The following is a 21,515-nucleotide window of genomic DNA, read 5'->3' as shown; positions in this document are numbered from 1 at the left end:
AAATCATGTCCGAATTGCTCCCGTGGGTACCGCTCCAACAGGGAGTCAGTGCCCCGAAAGCACGCCGCCCGGCAGCATTTCGCGACGCGGCGGTGCGATGCGGCGTCGTTTCGCAGAACGGTAGCGACTGGGTAATCGATTTCTGGAGCGGTCCCAGCTGGCCGTCCGCACCGACTCTCGCGGGCGAGGCGATTGACCGGGGTGAGGTGGTCGTGGATGGCGAATTTGCGGCGATTGGGATCGATAGCGCGCAATCTGGCCGCGACGACGCGGCATGGGAAATGCCCAACATGGCGATGCTCCTGTCAATCGGATCCCAACCCGCACCTGCTGAACGACTGATGTCATTGGCGAAGGCGTTCGGCCAGTGGTTCCGGCTCCGGCGTGATCGGCGCGATAACACTCGCCGTCTGTGGCAACTGAGCAAAATGCTGCAGGCGGCTGCCCAGTGGCAGCAGGTTGATGGTGATGAGGCCTTGCTGGAATCGATTGCTCGCTGCGCCTGCGAAGTGCTCGCTTGCGAACGGGCCACCATCTTTCTTTGGGACCAGGGCCAACACCGTTTAATCGGTCGGCCTGCGATTGGAATCGAGGGCGGTGTGCTCGAGGTGGACGATCGCGAGGGGATCGTCGGCGAGGTATTGCAATCGGGGCGTCCGTGCTGGTGGGCCGCAGGCGGCGATGATGAGGGACGTGTGAATCGTCGGGTCGACCAAGCCCAGCAGTTCCACACCCGATCTCTGGTGGCGGTGCCCATGCTCAATTCACGCCACCAGATTGCCGGTGTATTCGAAGCCATCAACGCCAGCCCGGGTAAAGACCGCGGCCCCGTCTTTGATACATCCGACGCAGACACACTGACCGAATTGGCACGACATGCGGTCGTCGCGATCGATTCGCAGCGAACACGTGTCCAACTGACTCGCACGCGAGATCGATTGGTCGCACAGGCCGCGGAGTCCAATCCGTTGATCGGGAAACATGCGTTGATCGGCGAATTACGCAAACAAGCTGCAAAGGTTGCCGCGACAGATTTGAGCGTGCTGATCCTAGGGCAAAATGGCACGGGCAAAGAGGTGCTCGCCCAGCAGATTCATTACCACAGCGAACGGCGAAATGGGCCATTCGTGGCCGTGAACTGTGCAGCGTTGGTGGAGTCGTTGCTCGAAAGCGAATTATTCGGTCACGAGAAAGGCTCCTTCACCGATGCATCAGGGACACGTCCAGGGAAGTTTGAACTCGCCCACGGCGGCACCCTGTTTCTGGACGAGATCGGAGACATGAGTTTAGGGGGACAAGCGAAGCTTCTTCGTGTACTTGAGGAACACGTGGTAGTTCGCGTCGGCGGTTCTCAAACCATTCCAGTCGATACACGAGTCATCGCTGCGACGAATCAACCCCTGCAGGAATTGATCGCGGCGAAACGATTTCGGGAAGACCTATTTTTCAGGCTCAACGTGGTCTCATTGACGCTGCCGCCATTGGCGGGCCGAGGCAGTGATGTCATTCTGCTAGCAGAACATTTCTTGGCCCATTTTTGCCGCGAAATTGGACGGGCAGTGCCTTCGCTCGACGAATCGGCCACCCGAGCGATGCTCGCTCACCCCTGGCCGGGCAACGTTCGGGAACTACGCAATACGATTGAGCGGGTGTCCTACCTGAGCGATGGCGACACGATTGGCGAAGCGGATTTAATGCTTCAAGGAAGCGAGTCCTCCCGCCGCAATGCGGTGACGCTCGCGGGCGACGGCGTGGCCCCAGACCTTCAAGACGCCACACGCGAGTTTCAGGTTGCGCATATCGAGTCCGTCATCGCCGCATGTGATGGCAACATGACGAAGGCAGCGCGGCGTCTGGGGTTAGATCGGTCGAATCTGTATCGAAAAATGCGGCAATTGGGGATGTCGACAGTGGAGTGATGGAGGTGTTTTGTGCATGCTGGGAAGGCTTCGCGTGTGTCGCGGGGCTCAGGATAGACTGGCGGCCCAGTCTGGGACCAGTTTAGGAGTGTGGCTGGCAGGGGACACGGTGTTTCGCGTAACCTATTGGCATGAACAAACCAAACCATTCGGCCGACGGATATGCCGCCCGGCCTCGCATTGAAACCATCGGCTCACTCCGCTGCCTCGTCGTCGACGGATCCGAGGAGCCACGCATTCCCGTCATTCTGTGCCATGGCTATGGTGCTCCTGGCGATGACCTCGCCTCGCTGACGCCGCACTTGATCGAGTGGATCGGTCGAGATTCAGCCCAATTGCAGTTTATCTACCCCGAAGCCCCTCATGACTTGTCCGATGTGGGGATGCCGGAGGGCCGAGCATGGTGGCCACTCAATATGGGCATGCTGCAGGAGCTATTGCAGACAAATCGCTTCGCTGAATTACACGACGAAGTTCCCCCGGGCCTCGATGAGGCACGTGGAACCTTGGCCGACACAGTCTCGAAGGTGTTAGCAAATTTCCCCGAGGGCACGCCGTACGTGTTGGGTGGGTTTTCTCAAGGCTCGATGTTGACGATGGATTTAGCATTGCGCGGAGAGGTACGCCCTCCCAGCATCCTCGTCCAATTCTCAGGGACGTTGATCTGCGAGTCATTGTGGAAGGCGAATCTTTCGCGGTTGGCGGATACTCATGTGCTGCAGTCACACGGGCGAATCGATCCCATTCTGCCGTTTGCCAGTGCCGAGGCATTGCGAGACCTGCTCCGAGGTGGTGAAGTCAATGTCGAATTCATGGCGTTCCAAGGTCCTCACACAATCGAGACCGACACGCTGTTCCGCTTAGTCGAGCGTCTGCGATTGTTGGCGGTATCAATCGAGGAATGAGCTTTCTCAGTGCGACATTGCTGTTGGGAACATTGGCGGCGGGGGTTCCCATCGCCTTGCATCTGTTGGCACGTCAACCGCCGCGACGCGTGGTCTTTCCAGCAGTGTCGTTTCTGCGACAGCGACTGACGACTCAGAGCAGCCGTTTGCGGGTCCGTCGCTGGTGGTTGCTGGCGCTACGCGTACTCGCCCTGATCGTGTTTGCGATGGTGTTAGCTCGCCCTCACATCAATGCTGCAGCCACTTCGCAGTGGCTCACGATGGGGTTGCTGTTGATCGCAGGGGTGGGGATGCTGGGAATGGCGTCAACCGCATTTTCTCGGGGAATGGCTCGATCGCTCGCGTGGACGCTATTGTTTGCCGCCATTTTACTGGCCTGCATCAGTGTGTTCACGGGGGTTCGCACAGCCTTCACTACCACGGGTCCGCAATTTGAGGACGGTGGTCCGATGGCGGTCGCAATTGTGATCGACAATTCACCATCCTCAGCTTGGCGAACGAGCGATCCATTCCGCGGTGCGGTGGAGAGCATTGAAGTGACCGCCCGCGGTACCACCGAGGAACTTCGTGAGCAGCAGGGGCTGGACTTAGCAGGCACTCGATTATCCGTTGCACTTGAGCGTGCCGGGGAACTGATCGACGCTCTACCCCAGGGCAGCCGCGTCGCCATCATCGACCGCTCGGCCTCTCCGGCGGGATTTTCACTCGACCCGAGGGCTGCTCGAGCACGGCTGGATCGGATCACACCGCATGCCGTCCCCGAGCCGATCACCGCGCGGATTACGACGGCCGTCGAACTGGTTCGTACCAGCAACCTGCCGTACCGACAGGTTGTCGTGATCTCCGACATGGCTGCGGCGAGTTGGGACGAGAACGTTCCGACCTCAAGTGACCGGTCGCCCCTCATGGCGGACCAACACGACGACGTGCCGATCAGCATCTTGAATACCCACGAGCGAACCGATCTTGATGGCCGTGGCAAATCAGCTGAAAGCGTAGCAGCCAGCGCGGCTTCGGCGATCAATCCGTGGATCTCTCCACCCCAAGTTGGCGAGGTGGCACCTGCGCCAGGCACCGCCATCCCGATTCGCTTTGATGTCGGTGTCTGGGATGCCGAGGCGACCACGGGCACCGGCGACACCAAACGCGTTAGTACCGAAACAAAATCACCCCAAGCATTTTCGGCGACGGTGCAATTGAGTCTCTATGAGCAGGATCCTTCTCTGCCGGTCGTTCGAGACGGAAAGGTTGTGCTTCCACCGCTCAAAACCGTTGACCGCGCCTCCATCGAACTTGGCAACGGCACAGCCAAAGAAGTCTCGCTGACACTTCCGCCGCTGCCTCGAGGTACCCATCACGCCGTCGTGGAACTGATCGGGAGCGATCGTTTTGAATGGGACAACATTCGATTCGTGACCGTCGACCTGCCGGCGCCGCCGCACGTCCTGATGGTGGGCGACGATGCCGATGAAACGACGGTCATGGCTGCTGCGATGACAGCTCCGCATGCGCCCGGTGATCCATCGGCGAGCTACCACATCGAAACCGTGAGTTATCGTGACCTCGCGGCCGTGGACTGGAACCTGTTTGATCTGGTCATGCTGATCGACCCACCCCTGCGATTCGACGCGCGAGCGCAAGCCAACGTCGGATCGGCTGCCGGAATCACCACGACGATGTGGAACGACATCGCACAAGTGGTATCGCGTGGTGGCGGCTTGGTCATCAGCCTCGGGCCAGCGACTGAGATGCTCGGCGTGCCCAGCGATGATGATCAAGTGCGCACGGAGGTGTCACCCGCCGATGCGATCATTCCTCCCATCGTGCGTTTATGGAGGATCCCTGTGCCGGGTACGTTCTGGCAAGTCACTGAGAGCACGCATCCCGTGTTTTCTACTTTAATGCGACCGACCTCACCGCCGAACTGGAGTGATTTTCGCATTCGTAGGTATTGGCAGGTCAGCGACGGCAGTGCCTTCAATCAGCCTGCCACGGCATCCGCCACACCCCCGGCCGCCAACGCCACATGGAAGGTGATCGCGAGATACCCTGCCAACCGTGACGATCCGACCAGCGGTAACCCCGCCGTGCTCGTTAAAGAGTTTGAGCAGGGGCGAATTGCCCTGACCACCACACCACTACCTGCACTCAGCGCCAACACTCGAAGTTGGAACGATCTGTTTGGGGCAGGCGACGCCTGGCCTGCGTTCATGGCGGTCAGAGGACTGGCGGCGTGGGCGGCGGGAATCGATCGCAGCGAGACGACAATTCTCGCTGGGCAAACCGCTCTACTTCACCTTAACGAGTCCGCCGATGAGGACGTCGTCGTTGCCTCGCCACGCCTGTCAGTGAAACCCGAAATTGACGAGACAACTCCCACCGTTGAACTCTACACACCGGGCCAGCCGAGCGGGCGATCGCTCCCGGTTGAAAATTCGAGTGTTTTGATCGACGACACCCTGACCCCTGGAACGTATTTCCTGAGAGGTGCGGACATATGGAGCGGGCTCTCTGCGAACCTTCCGGCGATCTGGTCCCAAGACAAATCGACTCAGCTCGACACCCTGATTCAATGGTTTGGTGATGACGGGTGGTCGATTGCCAATGAACTCAACGGCCTTTCGCTGCAAGCGGGGGGGCGTGCCGGTGCACCTGTGTCCTTGCACGGGCCACTGATGTTGCTGGCGGTGCTAATCTTTCTAACTGAACAACTTTTGAGCAATCGTTTCTACGGTTCATCGCCCGCCGCGGAGGCTGAATGATGCGGCTGAGCTATGACCCGATTTACAACTCGGGTATCACCGGATTGATTCTGACGACGGTCGTGATCGCGTTGTTGTTTCGGATCATGCCAATCGGGGTGTCGCGTCGCCGACGCAGGATTTTATTGGCACTGCGCGGCGTCGCAGCCCTAACATTGGTACTGGCGATGCTACGGCCCTCGTTCGTTCGAACAGATAATCGTCCTGATACAGCCACGCTCGCGATCGCGTTCGATTCATCACGGAGCATGACGCTTGCATCGGGAGATCCATCTGCTCCGACCGATGCGACTTCCACGGCAGAGACCGAAGGGATCAGTGGTGGCGAGAATCGGTGGCAGCAACAACGCCGCGCACTGGAGTCACTCACTACCGGCCTATCCTCGCTCGATGGCAACCTCAACCTGGCGCTTTATCGCTTCGATTCAGTTAGCGACCAATTCGTCGGCGGGTCGATTGTAGAGGTTTCCAAATCACTCGCATCCCTACAAAGTTTTGAGCCGGACGGTAGGCAGACAAACTTGTCTGCCCCGTTGGAGTCCGCTCTGGCAACATCACGATCAACACCGCTGGCAGGGATCGTGCTGCTCAGCGATGGCACGCAAACGATGATGGGGGAAACCGGGCAAACGATCGATCCGGTTTCGTCCGCGAAATGGGTAGCTGCGATTGGAGTGCCGTTGTGGACGGTGGCCTTAGGACCGACGGCGTTGAGCGGCCGCAATCGAGATGTAGCGATCAGCTCGCTTCCGGAAACCTTTCGGATGTTCACAGGCAACGAAACAGGAATATCGTTCGAGATTCAAACTCGCGGTTACGAGGGAACCCCGATCGAACTGACCATGATGTGGATTGACGACACCGGACGGCAATCGATCGCCGCGACTCGAACGATTGTTCCCGATCACGATGTTCATCGCGAGCCGATGCAGGTGCCTGTCATTGCACCGGAGCCAGGGCAATACCGATTGATTGTCGGTGCGCGTTCGCCGGCGGGCGAAACCGACATCACCAACGATCAGCAACTCTCGTTCGTGGATGTTCGAGCCGGAGGGGGGCGGGTGCTGTATTTGGAAGGCACACCGCGCCTGGAGCAGCGATACCTCCGACGAGCATTGCGGCGATTTCCAGATTTGGAACTCACCTATCGCTGGATACCACGGGACACCTCATCGCGATGGCCGATCGACTTGACGGATGACCTGCAGCCCGGTCAATTCGATGTGATCATTCTTGGAGATCTGCACTCCGCTGCAGTGGGCGACGAACAACTGGAGCGGATCGCCGGACTGGTGGCGGAGGGCACAGCACTTCTGACCCTGGGTGGCGAGCGGGCGTACGGCCCTGGCGGGTACGCCAACACGCCGCTGGCGAAGACGTTTCCCGTGCAAATGGATGAGGGAGCCTCTCAACGGCCCGGTGTGATGCCTGAAAACCTCTCGGGCGAAGCGGGAGACGACGTTCTATTGCCGGGACAATTGGCGGGACCGGTTCCGCTCCGCATCGCGACCCCGCATCCAATCACCAATATCGATGTGGATGCGTCGCTATCTGCCAGCGAGGAATGGTCCGCCTTGCCCGACATGCCGGGTGCGAACGAGCTGGCGGGAGCGAAAGTAGCTCCCGGTGTGCAGGTGCTACTCGATAATGGCACCGCGGTCCCGATGATGGTCGTGGGTGAATTCGGCCAAGGCCGTGTGGCTTCGCTCGCCTTTGACTCGACCTGGATTTGGTGGACGAGCGGAGCCAGCGAATTCCACCGTCGCTTCTGGCGCCAATTGATGTTGTGGTTGCTCTCGCGAGAAGAGTCTACCGACGGGGAACTCGAGTTGGCCCTGACGCGGCAGCGATTGAGCACCACCGAAACTAGCGTGTTCACTGCCACACAGGTCGGCGGCGATCCAACAGCATCAAATTCAGGGTCTTGGACGGCGGAAATCGTGTCCGACTCCGGCGAGCGACGTCCTGTTAAAATCTCAACAACAAGCAAGAGTGGCGGCGGGCGAACGCGAACGGAGGCGACCGGCGAAATCAGCGGGAACGCGGCGGGTACACGCGACGACAGCGGTCCGGATGGATTACCCCCCGGGATCTACCAGTTGCAGGTGACATTGGATAACCAGGGCAGCGAGACAGCGGTGGCAGTAAAGCCCTTTCAGGTAGTGGACGACACACGAGAACTGGCGGCCAGGAATGCTGATCACGCGCTGCTGGACCGACTGGCTCTCATGACCGAAGCGTCCGGGGGCGAAGCGTTCCGCGCCGACCAAATCCCGGAACTCATTACTCGGATCGAGACCCAGCGGCGACGAACCGAACGCGTGGTCATTGAAAAATGGCGGCTGGGTGACAACCCGCTTAGCGGGTGGATCGTATTCGCTCTGTTTGCGGGCTGCCTCTGTGGTGAGTGGACGTTGCGTCGACGGTGGGGCCTCGCCTGACGCGCAGGTGCAAGTTTTTACCGTCACCGCACCAATGGGGCATCATCGAGCGAGCGACGTCGTTCGTGGGTGATGGCTGATACAAAGCCGTTTCCGGTTCAATTTGTGGAAAAGATGGCTACACTGTTGAAATGGCTACACTGTTGAGATCCTCCCGCCCTACGATTTTGACGGCTCGTTAATGGATGCAAACCAACCGGCGCTCTCGGTTTCGAGCAGTAACTCGACGCGACCACTTATCGTGGGCATTGGCGTGGGAGCCAACGGCTGGCAGTTGGCGGCGCAAGTTGCTGAGGAGCTTGCCGCAGATGCGTGGGACGGAGGATCGTCAGCGATAACGCCTGCGATCGCACTCGTCCTGGCAACGAGCCGAGAAAACACGAACGTGCACGGCGCTGACTCCAATTCTGCCACTGCGCTCGCGCACCAACCAAGGCTGCCTCACCGAGCCCCACCAGCGTGGCGAGAATTATCGGGTGGCGAGGAGGTCCTCGTCGAAGCTGGCCAGGTCTATCTCCCTGCCAACGGATTCGCGTTAGAACTTCGTGATGGAAAGTTAGTTTCGGTAGACCTGCCCGCTGACGAACACGCGGCGCCCATCGATCATCTGTTCACTAGTTTAGCCAGTTCTCACAAAGAGCATGCCATCGCAGTGATACTTTCGGGTACCGGCAGCGATGGCACCCTCGGCCTACGAGCGATCAGCGACGCAGGAGGCATGTCAATTGCTCAGAGCATCGATACGGCCGTCGAGCGCTCAATGCCTCGCTCAGCGGCGGCCCTCGGCAGTGTCGATCATGTCTTGCCCCCCGAGGCGATTGCAGGCGAAATCAGGAACCACGCTCAACACATGCAGGAGCAATACGAAACTGACGACGCCGACGACCTCAATCGGCAAGTAATCCTGGCGATCCCGCAGATCGCCGCGGCGTTGGAGAAGCACACCAAGAACGATTTCAAGCACTACAAGACGACTACGTTGGTGCGGCGAATTCGTCGACGCATGCATGTGCTCAAGATCGAACAGGTGGATGCTTACGTTGAGCTGCTCAATTCGTCACGCGAGGAGACAGTGCGACTTTTCCGCGATCTGTTGATCAGTGTGACAGCATTCTTCCGAGACGCCCACGCTTTTGATTCGCTCGCTCGCGAGGTACTCATGCCGCTGGTCGAGCAACACCGGGGCGACGCCGCCCTCCGCATATGGGTGCCTGGCTGCGCAACGGGACAAGAACCGTATTCGATTGCCATGCTGCTCGCCGAGATTTTGGATCAAACGCAACGGGATATTAATGTTCAGATTTTCGCAACTGATTTGGATGAGCATGCTCTTTCAGTCGCTCGCACGGGAAGCTATCCGATTGGGATTCAGGACGAGATTCCCCCGCCGCGGCTGCGTCAATTCTTCGTCAAGCGAGGCAGCCGCTACTTTGCCAGTAAACGCATTCGTTCCATGGTCATCTTCTCCTCACACAACTTGATCAGTGATCCACCGTTTACCAAGGTCGACCTCGTTTCATGTCGTAACCTCCTGATTTACTTAGGAAGCCACCTGCAGAAAAAACTCATTCCGCTATTCCACTACGCCATTAAACCCGGTGGATTTCTCTTTCTGGGTCCAGCGGAGACCCTATCGGTCAACAAGGAACTGTTCCGCGCTGTCCATATCAAGCACCGCCTCTATCAACGACGCGTGACAACGTTGGACCGTTCGACAGGGTGGGACATTCCGATGGTCAATCTCGGTCGCTTTGGCGTTACCGACGAGGGCGACCCGTCGGCGGAATTCGATCTGTTTCGTTATGCCCAACAGATCATCCTCGGCGAGTTTTCACCGCAGTGGGCAGTCGTTGATGACGACGGACAAATACAGACCTTGTCGTCCGACCCTGCTCCGTTTTTAAAAATGTCCGGCGGTAAGTTCAAGAATAACATTGTTGCGATGGCTCATGAATCGCTCCGCATTGGCCTTCGTGCAGCGTTTGCGGAAGCTAAAAAACACCGCCGCCGCGCGCTTGCCGAAGATATGTCATTGCATGTCGAGGGTGGACTGCAAAAGGTTCACATCACCGTTCAACCGATGCCGGAAATGGGAGAAGACGCAAGTTTGCATTTGGTGGTTTTTCACCGCATCGGCACACCACTGCAGGTGGATAGTGCAGAGGACGAACCAACGCGCGTGCCGGGAAGCCGCGTCGTGCAAACGTCAGCGGCTCATGTGATCGAGCAATTGGAATCGGAGCTAGCACGCACCCGAGAGGCCCTCGAACGCACCGTTCAGGAACTCGAAACTTCCAACGAGGAATTGAAGTCCTCCAATGAGGAATTGCTCTCCATGAACGAGGAGATGCAGTCCGCCAACGAGGAACTCGAAACCTCGCAGGAGGAACTGCAAGCGAGCAACGAGATGCTGGTGCGGAGCAATAACGACATTCAGTACCTGCAGCGAAGCACTCACATCGCGACGATCTTTCTTGACAATGAATTACGCATCCGCAGCTTCACGCCGGCGGTAACCGCTATCTACGACCTGATTGACTCGGATATCGGCAGGCCACTGGCGAAGTTTGTGTCCGAGATCCATCCCATGCCTGCCTTACCGCAGCCCGACGAACTTGCCGACGATGCGGTGATCGAAGACACACTCACTTCGACGTCTGGAAAGGTCTACATCCGCAGTGTGATTCCCTACCACACGCCCAGTGGTGATCATGAGGGAATCGTCGTGAACTTCGTCGACGTGACTGCCTTAGCAGATGCCAAATCACGTCTGGAACTCGCTCTGCGTGCGGGTGGAATGGCCGCCTGGGAATGGACGCCAGACGCAAGTTTCTGGACCGCAGAGGTCTTTGAGTTGCTGGGAATCGACAGTAGCCTGAAACCCGCTCCCAGCTTGTTTTTTTCCCACGTCCACCCGGATGATAAAGACCAACTTCAAGCGACGTGGCAAAACGCGATCACGGGAACAACAGAATACGACTGTGAGTTTCGCATTGTACGTCCCGACGGAGAAATTCGCTGGTTACAAGGAGTGGGTCAAGTCATCCGCGACGGCGAAGGAGAGGTCCTTCGAATGTATGGTCTCAACTGGGACTCGACTCAAGAAAAACTACAGGCAATCGAACTTCGAGAAAGCGAACGACACGCGACGGAAGCCAGCAAATCAAAGAGTGAGTTTCTGGCGAACATGAGCCACGAGATTCGGACCCCGATGACCGCAATTTTGGGCTATGCCGATCTGCTGCAAGAATTTGTGGAGCATGACGAGGCCAAGCTGTACCTGCAGACGATCCGCCGCAACGGTGCCTACCTACTCGATATCGTCAACGACATTTTGGACCTGTCAAAAATCGAAGCCGGAAAACTCGATGTCGAGTCTGAGAGGTTTGACCCATGTCACGTCATTGAAGACGTCCGTGGCATTATGGAGGTCCGTGCGGTCGAGCAGGGCCTAACACTTTCGGTCGACTATGACGGTAAACTGCCTACCTCCATTATTTCCGACGCCATCAGACTCAAGCAGATCCTCATCAACTTAGTCGGCAATGCTGTCAAGTTTACCAGTGAAGGACGAGTGAACATTCGCGTGCGGCTTGATGCTGACCAGCCTATCTTGCACATCGAAGTAGCGGATACCGGCATCGGGATGACAGTGCACCAACAACGAAGTTTGTTTCAAGCGTTCTCACAGGGCGACGCCACCGTCAGCCGCACGTTTGGCGGCACCGGGCTGGGACTGGCTATCAGCCAACGGCTAGCGGCGATGCTCGGCGGCGAAATTCAGGTCAGTAGTACCGTGGGCGTTGGTAGCACGTTCTTCGTCAGAATCGCGACTGGCGATCTGGTCGGTGTCGAGCGCACAGAATACCCGCGCACCCTACCAACCCATCCGCCTGAGGATACCGCTGATGACAGCGAACCGACGCGTTTGAATGGTCTCATTCTCGTCGTGGATGATCGACGTGACATTCGCTTTCTGAGCAAGAGGCTGCTCACTGCCGCGGGTGCTGTGGTGGATGAATGTGAAGACGGGCAGATCGCCGTGAATTATTTCCTGAAGTGTCGGAAAACGGGAAAATGCCCCGATTTAATTTTGCTCGATATGCAGATGCCCAACTTGGATGGCTATGAAACGGCACGCCAAATTCGCAAACTTGGGTATGCAGGGCCGATCATTGCACTCACCGCCGACGCCATGCAGGGCGACATGAATGAGTGTCTCGAAGCGGGCTGTAACGATTATCTCAGCAAGCCCATCGACGCCAAAAAGCTGCTGAAAATGGTGCAGCGTTTTCAATGAGTCGTGATCGTGATCCTTCAGCAGACGGATCCTCGGACGCTGCGCAAGCACGTGAACTGGCGCTTCCAGTAGGGAAACTCACGTGCTCGCGGTTAAGATTCGCTCAATCGACGGAGGCCTACGCTCGCGCGAACGTAACCACCCAAGCAAACTACTTGCTACTATCAACCGGCAAGTCAAAGTCGCCGGTCAAATCACGATAAATACAGTGAATGTGGTTGGCAGGGTTACCCGAGGGATCCGACTGCGTGTTATTGAATTCGATTAAAAATCGTTTTCCCGTAATGCGGTAAGCATGGCCAACGCCAGGCTTGAGGGCTCCTGCCCAGGCAAACGTGACATCATCCCAACCATCGGACTTGATTTGCTCTCGTCGGGCTGCTGCCACTTCGTCCGCGACGATGTTCACGTGAGTGAGTACGAGATCCCGCATGACTTCTTGCTGGGCAGGTTCTAACTTTCCGAACGCAATTCCTTGTGCGGGTCCAGGGGTAGGCTGCGCCTCTCCCGCAAATCGGATTTCCTGGGGCGCCTTGTCGGCAAACATCGCAACTTCTTTTTGCTCATCACTCAGCGAGTTGATGAGTTTGAAACCCAACTGCTCCTCACGACTCAGCACCGCGGTGCCTTTACCGAGTGTCACGTTCGTTTCATCCATCACCACTGCGGGATTGGCGCCCATGAACTGAGGAGTGCTATCGAGCATCTCATTGCCACGACAGACAAAGTTGAGCGACAGGTGATGCCCTTCAAAGCTCAATCCCCAGCGATTGTCGCCATCGATTGCATCTGCCTTTCCTGGGGTGCCGAACATGGTCACGAAGTACTTCAGTGGATTGCGTTCGTTGCCACCCTTGCCCTGCTCAAGTTCATTGAGCACTTCTTCGAGCAACATGATTTGATTCGCCTTGCGATAGCCAGCTTCACTGAGTGCCGCTCGCACCAACCGCAGGGCGGCCGTTCGCTGCGCATCGTTCATGTCCTCGATCTTCAAGCCTTTCCGCGTGTCCTTCGGTATGAAGTGCCAGCCAACTCGCGTGGGCGAGTCAAACTCCTGCAGTGTGGCTTGGCGTTGTCCGTCGTCGAGAGTGTCGAGGTAAGCGTAGGCGTAGGCCTGCATCTGCGTGGCCGGAGACTGTTGCAAATCCAGCCCCGTCGCCCCCACAGCTAGCAAACCTACTGCTAGGAGACCGGCACGACGTGAGTGGGCAGCAAACGACTTGGGAAAGCGAGCGAATTTCATACGGCGGGACTTCTTTACTACGCAGGGTGGGAGGGGGATTCAGCTCGACAGTATAACGTCATGGTCTTGCCACCGCCAACTGCCACGATCTCGCGGGGTTGTGCACAGTTCGCGGCGGCGGACTGCCGCCCACCAACTTCTATTCGCGTAAGACTTCGAAAGATTTGAGTTCTCCGCAACCGCAGCGCGGCGATCTGGCGAGGTACGCCGGGGAGTGCGGCGATCCGTAGCGATTGGGGATAACGGCGAGATTCGACGTCTGCGGAAACCTCGTGCGTCGTGCTGCGGCTTTCCCCATGTCTCGCACTCGCAAACAAGTTGAAGTATTCTGACCTTGTTTCGCGACTCGAGCCCCTCATCTGCAGTTCTCCGTCTATGTCCGATCCCTGCTTCCGTGTTGATTTGACCAAAGAACAATTTGTCTTTTCAGCGGCACACTTCATCACGTTTGCTGGTGATATCTGCGAACGCATTCATGGCCATAACTATGCTGTTCGCGTGAGCGTCGAAGGGCCTCTCGACGAGAATCGCTACGTCGTCGACTTCATCGCATTACGCGACGCGGTACTGAACGAGACTCAAGCGTTGGATCATCACGTGCTCCTGCCTCAGGACCACCGCGAGATCTTAGTAACGAACGACGAACAAGAAACGACTGTCCGCTTTCGAGAGCGGCGTTGGGTATTCCCGAATGATGATGCGATTGTCTTGCCAGTCGTCAACACCACGGCCGAAGAGCTCGCACGCGTCATCGCAGAGCGGGTTCGCAACGCGACGAAAGAGAAATTCGGAGACGCTTTATCGATGATCGAAGTCGCCGTCGATGAGAACTACGGACAGTGGGGCGTGTGCCGTTTGCCATGGTGACCGATCTCCCTGGGGAGCAATGTCCCCAACTATCCATCGGCTTGAATTAGGATCCGGTGGGGATGCGGTCAAGGTCTGGAGGGACGCAATCATTGGGCGTGCAGAAGGTCCCCATCCGCCGACGTTCAGCCAATCCACAATGCCGCGCGGGCCAACTGTAGCCACGCCTCGCCGCTGGGATGACTCATGTCAAAACCTTTTGTGGGGATGTAGGCTTTACTCGAATCGACGATCCGTACAGGAACCGATGCGTTGGCAACCAGTTCTTCGAGCCGCCGTTTGTTGGCATACTGCAACACGATGAAACGGTCGTTGTGGGAGATCGATTGAATTCCCCAGGCGGCTGCATCGAGTCTCAGTTCGCAGAGCTGGGTCATGCGAGATGCCGCGTCGGGGATCGGTCCGAACCGATCGATCAACTCCTCCCGGAACTGGGTGATTTCGGCGGCATGGTTGATGCGGGTCATCCGGCGATACAAGTCGATTTTGTGACGCAGGTCCGGAACGTAGTCGTCCGGCAGGTAGGCTTCGATGGGCAAGTCGATATCGACGTCGGCGGAAAGTTTGGGCGGCAATTTCTTAGCTTGCCGAACGGCGTCTTCGAGCAGTTGACAGTACAGCTCGTAGCCCACCGCGGCGATATGACCGCTCTGTTGGCTGCCGAGCAAGTTCCCAGCGCCGCGGATCTCCAGATCTCGCATCGAGATCGCGAATCCCGCGCCCATTTGCGAATACTCCTCGATAGCGCGTAGCCGTTTGCTGGCCTCGGGCGTGAGGTGTTTGGTCGGTGAAACCAACAGGTAGCAATAGGCCTGGTGTTTATAGCGTCCGACGCGACCACGGAGCTGGTGCAGGTCGCTCAGTCCATAGCGATTCCCTTCGTCGATAAACATCGTGTTCGCGTTGGGGATATCCAATCCGCTTTCGATGATCGTGGTGGCCAGGAGCATGTCAAACTTATGGTCGATAAAATCGACCATAATCTGTTCGAGCTCGCCTTCGCCCATTTGGCCGTGTCCGATCCCAATGCGAATCTCCGGGACAACTTCATTTATTTTGGCGGCGAGTTCATGCATGTCGCCGATGCGGTTGTGAACGAAGTACATTTGCCCGCCTCGGTTAAGCTCTCGCACGATCGCCGACCGCATCTGTTTCGGGTCCCAGCGGGTGACCTTCGTCTCGACCGGCATCCGTTCGGCCGGCGGGGTCTCCAGATTGCTGATGTCCCGGGCACCGACCAGAGCCATATGAAGTGTACGGGGAATTGGCGTTGCCGAGAGTGTGAGTACATCGACATTGGTATGCCGAGTTTTCAGACGCTCCTTCACGGCGACTCCGAATCGCTGTTCCTCATCGATAACAACGAGTCCGAGGTTCTGGAACTGGACATCTTTGCTCGCCACGCGGTGGGTGCCGATGACAATATCGACTTTTCCACTACGGATATCTTTGATGGATTGTCGCTGGTCGGCTGCGGTGCAAAATCGGGAAAGCTTGCGGATTTCAACAGGAAACTCGGCCATCCGATCACAAAACGAATGAAAGTGCTGCTCCGCCAGTACGGTCGTGGGCACCAACACCGCCACCTGATAGCCTGACGTGACGGCTTTGAATGCGGCCCGCATCGCCACTTCGGTCTTGCCAAAACCAACATCACCGCAGATCAAGCGATCCATAGGCTGATGGGACTCCATGTCTGCTTTGATCGCCTCAATCGCAGTGAGTTGGTCAGGTGTTTCCAGATAGGGAAAACTAGCATCAAATTGTCGCTGCCATTCGTTGTCCGGATCAAACGCGATCCCCCGCCGAGTGGCCCGCTGGGCTTGCAGTTCGAGTAGCTCGTCGGCCATGTCGGTAACCGCCGACTCCGCGGCCCGGCGCTGGTTACTCCATGAGATCCCACCGATTTTTGCTAATCGGGGGCGATGCTTGGTGCCGCCAACATAACGTTGGATCAACTGTATCCGGGTGGCGGGCACGTGAATTTTTGTACCGCCATCAAACTCAATGGTCAGATGTTCTTGGTGCTGTCCATTCTTCTCAATCGAATTGAGCCCACGGTATAGACCGATGCCGTGGGAAAGATGAATCACCAGATCGCCTGGAGTCAGTTGCAAGAAGCTGTCGATCGGTTTGCCGCGGACTCGAGAACTGACTCGCCGGACTGGGCTGCGGTGAAACAACTCCGCTCCCGTCAGCACCAGAACCTCTGCGGAGCTCAAGCGGAATCCACCACTGAGCGGGGCCACGGTCATGTGCAGCCGACCGGACCTGGCCGCATCGGTATCGGCGAGCAGCTCGGTCAACCGCTGGCCGTCGGCGGGGGTGTCGCCGACGACGACAACCTCATGTCCCGCGGCGACACTATCCACGCGGGATTTCGTCTCGTCGAGCGACGCGGCAAAACTATCGGCTCCGGCCGTTTGAAGGTCGATGTGGTTGTCCTCAGAACTCTCCGCAAACTGGCTGCCGGTAACCACTCGGTGCCCAGCCAGTTCCATCAGCAATTCTTCCATGTTGACGAAGCGATCAGTGCGGGCGACGCGCGCCAACAGTGCTTCGCTTGTCACGCGGCACTCAGCGGGATCGACGACCAGCACGACCGTGTCACTGGGCAGATAGTCGACCACGGTCGCTTCGGCGCCAACGGTGTCATCGCTCTGCGAGAAATCACCCGCGATGTTCGCTTGATCATCCTCGTCGAGTTCCGCATCTTCATCGAACTCGGTAGGGAACAGGTTCTCCAGGATTTCGCCGGTCGAGACACCGTCAGCTCCGATGGCGGCGAGTTCAACGCTATCGAGGGTTTCGTTGCTCCGCTGTGTGGCGGCATCAAAGCGGCGGATCGACTCAATCTCGTCGCCAAACCATTCGATGCGGATCGGCGTCGTCTGATCGGGGGAGTGAATGTCCAGCAGCCCACCGCGACTGGCAAATTCGCCGGGGAGGTGGACGGCAGTGGTCGCCGCAAACCCGGCTTCGGCGAGCCAACGCCTGATTTCAGCAGGATCAACTTCGTCGCCCACACTCAGTTTTCTCGTGGCGCGGGTGAGGCGTTCCACCGACGGCACCCGCTGAATCGCTGCGCCGATATAAGCGGTCACGACGAGCGGTTCAGGGGAATCGTTGTCGCGGGCGCGTAGCGACTGCAGAACTTGCAGGCGGGCGGCGTAGTCAGCGTCGCGGATCGACGATCCCGTGCCATCTCCAGCCGACAGGGGCAGCGCGACGACGTCGGCAATGCCGAATGCCCGCACATCCCCAGCCACGATGTCTGCGTCAACCGCTTGGGGTAGCAGTACCAACACGTGCGGCGTGTGCCGCGTGAGGGTCGCGGCCAGCAAACCGCGGATACCGCCCCACACCCCTGAGAAAGCGAGTGGAGCGTCACGATGTGAGCGGTGCAGCGCAGACCCCACCGCGGCAGCGGCATCCAACACCGCCGGCACGTCATGCAGTGACCGCAGTTGAGTTTTCGCCGCCTTTTGCGACGCTTTTTTGGCTTTCGGTCCGGATTTCGACGAGGTTTTGGCGGCGGGAGGCACGTCAGGCAGCCTGGGGTGAAAAGCGGCGGTGGCGGTGGGCTAGTTGAAAACGTATCCTGATCGACAAAATTCGGCTAGTTCAGCTTTTTACCACCTTTCTCCACATAGAGATAACATGAGTATCGGAATCGGCATTGTTGGCGTGGGCATGATCTCAAACTTTCACGCTAAGGCAATCGCTGACTCAGCCAACGGGCGGCTCGTCGGCTGCTACAACCGTAGCAGCGAGCGCGCACAACAATTCGCCGCAGCCCATAACTGCCAGGTCTATGGCTCACTCGAAGACATGCTGGCAGATCCAGAAATCAGTGCGGTAGCGATCTGTACCCCTAGCGGAGCCCATCTCGAGCCAGCCCTGGCGGCCGCCCAAGCTGGTAAACACGTGATCGTTGAAAAACCGCTGGAAGTCACTCCCGAGAAATGCGACCAGATCATTGACGCGTGCGCGCAGGCCAACGTGAAGCTAGCGGTCACCTTTCAGAGTCGCTTCCACCGCTCGTCACAGTTAATGAAGGCTGCTGTCGATGAGGGAAGATTTGGAAAAATCACGATGGGCGATACCTACGTCAAATGGTTCCGCAGCCAGGAGTACTACGACAGTGGCGCTTGGCGTGGAACGTGGGCCCTCGATGGGGGCGGGGCGCTCATGAACCAAGCCATTCATAGCGTTGACTTGTTGTTGTGGCTAATGGGTCCGGTCCAGCGGGTGTCGGCCATGATGGGCACGATGACCCACGAGCGCATCGAGGTCGAGGATATCGTTGTGGCCAATGTGCAGTTTGAAAACGGTGCGTTGGGCGTGATCGAAGCGACCACCACGGCGTTCCCAGGAGCTCTCAAGCGAGTCGAAATCGCCGGCAACAAGGGCAGTGCCGTGCTCGAGGAAGAAGACATCAAACAGTGGCAGTTCGCCGACGAGACAGCCGACGACGCGGCGATTCGGGAATCCATGTCCGGCCAAACGCAAACGGGGGGTGGTGCCGCCGATCCTGCGGCCATTGGCCACCATGGCCACACGGAGGTCTTCAATGATTTCCTCGAGGCAATCGAGCACGACCGTGAACCCTTGATCAATGGTCCCGAAGGCCGGCGGAGTGTGGAAGTGATCTGTGCGATTTACGAAAGTGCTCGGTCAGGGCAGACTGTGACTCTGTAAGTACTCGAAAAGTTGTTGCCACGCTCGCCTAAGCGCGGTTGATGGCTGTGATCGCACTCGTCGCTCAGAACTCCGAACCTTTTAATTCTTCATGTCGACAGCTTCCGCCTCTCATTCGCACCTCGCACCGATCGGTTGGATGGGACGGGTACGGACGTGGACCATGATTTTCAGGACGGCGTTCTCAGAACGTCTGGCCTATCGCGGCGATTTTGCTCTCGGCACGCTGATGCGTTTCTTGCCCATCATCACGCAGATCTTCCTGTGGTGGGCGATCTTCGACTCGATCGAGCATTCCGGAGTCGTCAAGCCCGGGGACAGTAGTGGAGACGCCAGCGAGCCAGTTCGCATCGGTGGCTACGGGTTCCGCGAGATGGTCGCGTACTACCTCATCACGATGATCGCGCGGGCCTTCTCGAGCATGCCGAACCTGGCATCGGGAATCGCGTTGCAAATCCGCGAAGGCGAGATCAAACGGTACATGATCCAACCGATCGATCTGATCGGATTTTTGCTGATCAATCGCATCGCTCACAAAGTTGCATACTACGCTGTCGCCATTGCCCCCTTTGCCCTGGTGTTTTATCTCTGCCGCGATTATTTCGTCGACGGCTTTCCACCGCCGCATCTTTTTATTGCGTTTGTGGCGTCGCTCCTGATGGGATTTTTAATTGGATTCTTTCTCGAGGCGGCGATCGGGATGATCGGTTTCTGGTTCCTGGAAGTTTCCTCGCTGCTGTTTCTCTACATGCTGTTCAGTTTCTTTCTTTCCGGGCACATGTTTCCTTTGACGTTGCTACCGGACTCGATCGAACCGTTCGTTAATTTTCTTCCTTTAAAATATCTCGCGTATTTCCCTGCTGCGGTGTTCCTGGGGAAGATCCCCCCGGAAGACCTACCCATGGAAATGGCCATCGAAGCGGCTTGGTTGATTTTCTTTATGGTCGTTTGTCGAATGGCGTATAAGCGCGGCGTCGCCCGTTACAGCGGATACGGAGGGTGAGTCCTATGTTTGCTGAACTGGATCGTTATCGACGCGTATTCCTGACGTTCGCCCAGAATAGTTTGGTACGAGACATGACGTTTCGTACCAACTTTGTGATCGAGTGCTTAAGTTCACTCGGGTGGACCTTGATGAACGTCGGGTTCTACATGATTATTTTTGAGCACACCAAATCAATTGGCGCCGACACGGGTTGGGACCGTGAGAAATTTTTCCTGTTTCTAGCAACAACGTGGTTCATCAATTCGCTCGTGCAGGCATTCTTCATGCCCAATGCTGAGGAATTCAGTGAGTTGATTCGCACCGGCGGTTTGGACTTTGCCCTGCTCAAGCCAATCGACACCCAATTCCTGATTTCGTTTCGGCGGGTGAGCTGGAGTTCGCTAGCGAACTTTGGTGCGGGGTTGGTGATCGCCGCCGTCGCCCTCTGGAATCTGGCCCACCGCGAGGTCGATCCCTATGTCCCTACGGCGATATCGGTGGCGTTGTATGTCGTGTTCTGTGGCTGCGGAGTCGCGATCATGTACAGCCTCATGATCTGCCTGTCGGCCACCAGCATTTGGTTGGGACGCAATCAAACGCTCTACAATTTTTGGTTTTACATCACGAACTTCAGCCGCTACCCCATGGAGATCTACAACCGTGGTTGGGGGCAGCCACTCTATGGTTTTTTCACGTTTGTGATCCCCGTGCTGGTCGTCGTCAACGTGCCCGCCCGATTGCTCGCCCGCCCCATTTCACCGCGGAGTGATGCTGAGTGGTGGCTGGTCGGATGGACGGCTGTTGCGACCGTCCTCAGCATCCTGGCCAGTCGCTGGGTGTTCCGCACGGCGCTCCGCAGCTATCGTAGCGCTAGCTCCTAATCTCGAAGCGCCAGCTCCAGAGCAATCACAGGACGAAGCCCCCCTATTCCCTATTCCACTCTAGAAAAATGACCATGCGTGTACTTCTTCTACTGCTCACCCTCACGGCCGGTTGCTCCCAGAACTTACGGAGCAGTGCTCCAGGTCCGGAGGATCCCGATGCGCCCAAGGAGTTCACGACCACTGACTCGGGTTTGAAATACCGTATTCTGCGCCGCGGGAGTGGCGACAAACCGGGGCCACAGAGTTTTGTCACGGTGGACTACGCCGGTTGGCTTGATGACGGCACCGAATTCGATAGTTCGTACAACCGACGCGAAGCGACCAGTTTTAATTTAGATGGTGTCGTGCCCGGTTGGACCGAGGGTCTGCAACTGGTCAGTGAGGGAGGAATGATTGAGCTGGAGATTCCACCGGAACTCGGCTACGGACAGATGGGCATGCCTGGGGCGATCCCACCCAACGCGACGCTGCATTTCAAAGTCGAACTGCAGGATGTCCGGTAGCTACC

Annotated in this window: 12 protein-coding genes; 10 read left to right on the top strand and 2 right to left on the bottom strand. The window is 57.6% G+C overall.

Going from position 1 to position 21,515, the window contains the following annotated elements:
• Positions 1-5 precede the first annotated feature (5 nt).
• From Poly21_RS22385 to Poly21_RS22365, 5 genes are all read left to right on the top strand, one after another.
• Positions 6-1,919, top strand: coding sequence for a sigma-54-dependent Fis family transcriptional regulator (locus tag Poly21_RS22385; protein WP_302120186.1), 1,914 nt, complete (start codon positions 6-8; stop codon positions 1,917-1,919).
• 131 nt (positions 1,920-2,050) lie between these two features.
• On the top strand, positions 2,051-2,824 hold the full coding sequence (locus Poly21_RS22380) for an alpha/beta hydrolase (protein ID WP_146409257.1): 774 nt from the start codon (positions 2,051-2,053) through the stop codon (positions 2,822-2,824).
• Positions 2,821-5,586: a BatA domain-containing protein gene (locus tag Poly21_RS22375; protein WP_146409256.1), complete on the top strand. Its 2,766-nt coding sequence runs from the start codon at positions 2,821-2,823 to the stop codon at positions 5,584-5,586. Before Poly21_RS22380 ends, Poly21_RS22375 begins: the two co-directional genes overlap by 4 nt.
• Entirely contained in the window at positions 5,583-8,027 is a 2,445-nt protein-coding gene (locus Poly21_RS22370; protein ID WP_302120184.1) for a hypothetical protein, read from the top strand. Before Poly21_RS22375 ends, Poly21_RS22370 begins: the two co-directional genes overlap by 4 nt.
• 181 nt (positions 8,028-8,208) lie before the next feature.
• Positions 8,209-12,327, top strand: a complete 4,119-nt coding sequence (locus tag Poly21_RS22365) for a CheR family methyltransferase (RefSeq protein ID WP_146409255.1) — start codon at positions 8,209-8,211, stop codon at positions 12,325-12,327.
• Positions 12,328-12,478: 151 nt separating this feature from the next.
• Here Poly21_RS22365 and Poly21_RS22360 read toward each other — a convergent pair whose 3' ends face one another.
• A complete protein-coding gene (locus Poly21_RS22360) occupies positions 12,479-13,570 on the bottom strand; it encodes a DUF3500 domain-containing protein (RefSeq protein WP_146409254.1) in 1,092 nt (363 codons plus the stop codon).
• Between the two features lie 375 nt (positions 13,571-13,945).
• On the opposite strand from Poly21_RS22360, the gene Poly21_RS22355 reads away from it, so the two are divergent.
• Positions 13,946-14,437, top strand: a complete 492-nt coding sequence (locus Poly21_RS22355; RefSeq protein WP_146409253.1) for a 6-pyruvoyl trahydropterin synthase family protein — start codon at positions 13,946-13,948, stop codon at positions 14,435-14,437.
• Positions 14,438-14,562: 125 nt separating this feature from the next.
• Here the strand turns inward: Poly21_RS22355 and mfd are convergent, their stop codons facing one another.
• Positions 14,563-17,982: a transcription-repair coupling factor gene (gene mfd / locus Poly21_RS22350; protein WP_146409252.1), complete on the bottom strand. Its 3,420-nt coding sequence runs from the start codon at positions 17,980-17,982 to the stop codon at positions 14,563-14,565.
• Positions 17,983-18,097: 115 nt separating this feature from the next.
• Here mfd and Poly21_RS22345 point away from each other — a divergent pair, with 115 nt between their 5' ends.
• From Poly21_RS22345 to Poly21_RS22330, 4 genes are all read left to right on the top strand, one after another.
• Positions 18,098-19,138 (top strand): Gfo/Idh/MocA family protein, encoded by a 1,041-nt coding sequence (locus Poly21_RS22345; RefSeq protein ID WP_146409251.1) that lies wholly within the window; start codon positions 18,098-18,100, stop codon positions 19,136-19,138.
• A gap of 91 nt (positions 19,139-19,229) precedes the next feature.
• Positions 19,230-20,141, top strand: coding sequence for an ABC transporter permease (locus tag Poly21_RS22340; protein WP_146409250.1), 912 nt, complete (start codon positions 19,230-19,232; stop codon positions 20,139-20,141).
• A 5-nt stretch (positions 20,142-20,146) separates the two neighbouring features.
• Positions 20,147-21,004 (top strand): ABC transporter permease, encoded by an 858-nt coding sequence (locus Poly21_RS22335; RefSeq protein WP_146409501.1) that lies wholly within the window; start codon positions 20,147-20,149, stop codon positions 21,002-21,004.
• Between the two features lie 74 nt (positions 21,005-21,078).
• Positions 21,079-21,510, top strand: a complete 432-nt coding sequence (locus Poly21_RS22330) for an FKBP-type peptidyl-prolyl cis-trans isomerase (RefSeq protein ID WP_302120178.1) — start codon at positions 21,079-21,081, stop codon at positions 21,508-21,510.
• The last annotated feature ends 5 nt before the right edge of the window (positions 21,511-21,515 follow it).

It is taken from the genome of Allorhodopirellula heiligendammensis, assembly GCF_007860105.1.
Taxonomy (GTDB): domain Bacteria; phylum Planctomycetota; class Planctomycetia; order Pirellulales; family Pirellulaceae; genus Rhodopirellula; species Rhodopirellula heiligendammensis.
This window is presented reverse-complemented; position numbering and strand designations above follow the sequence as displayed.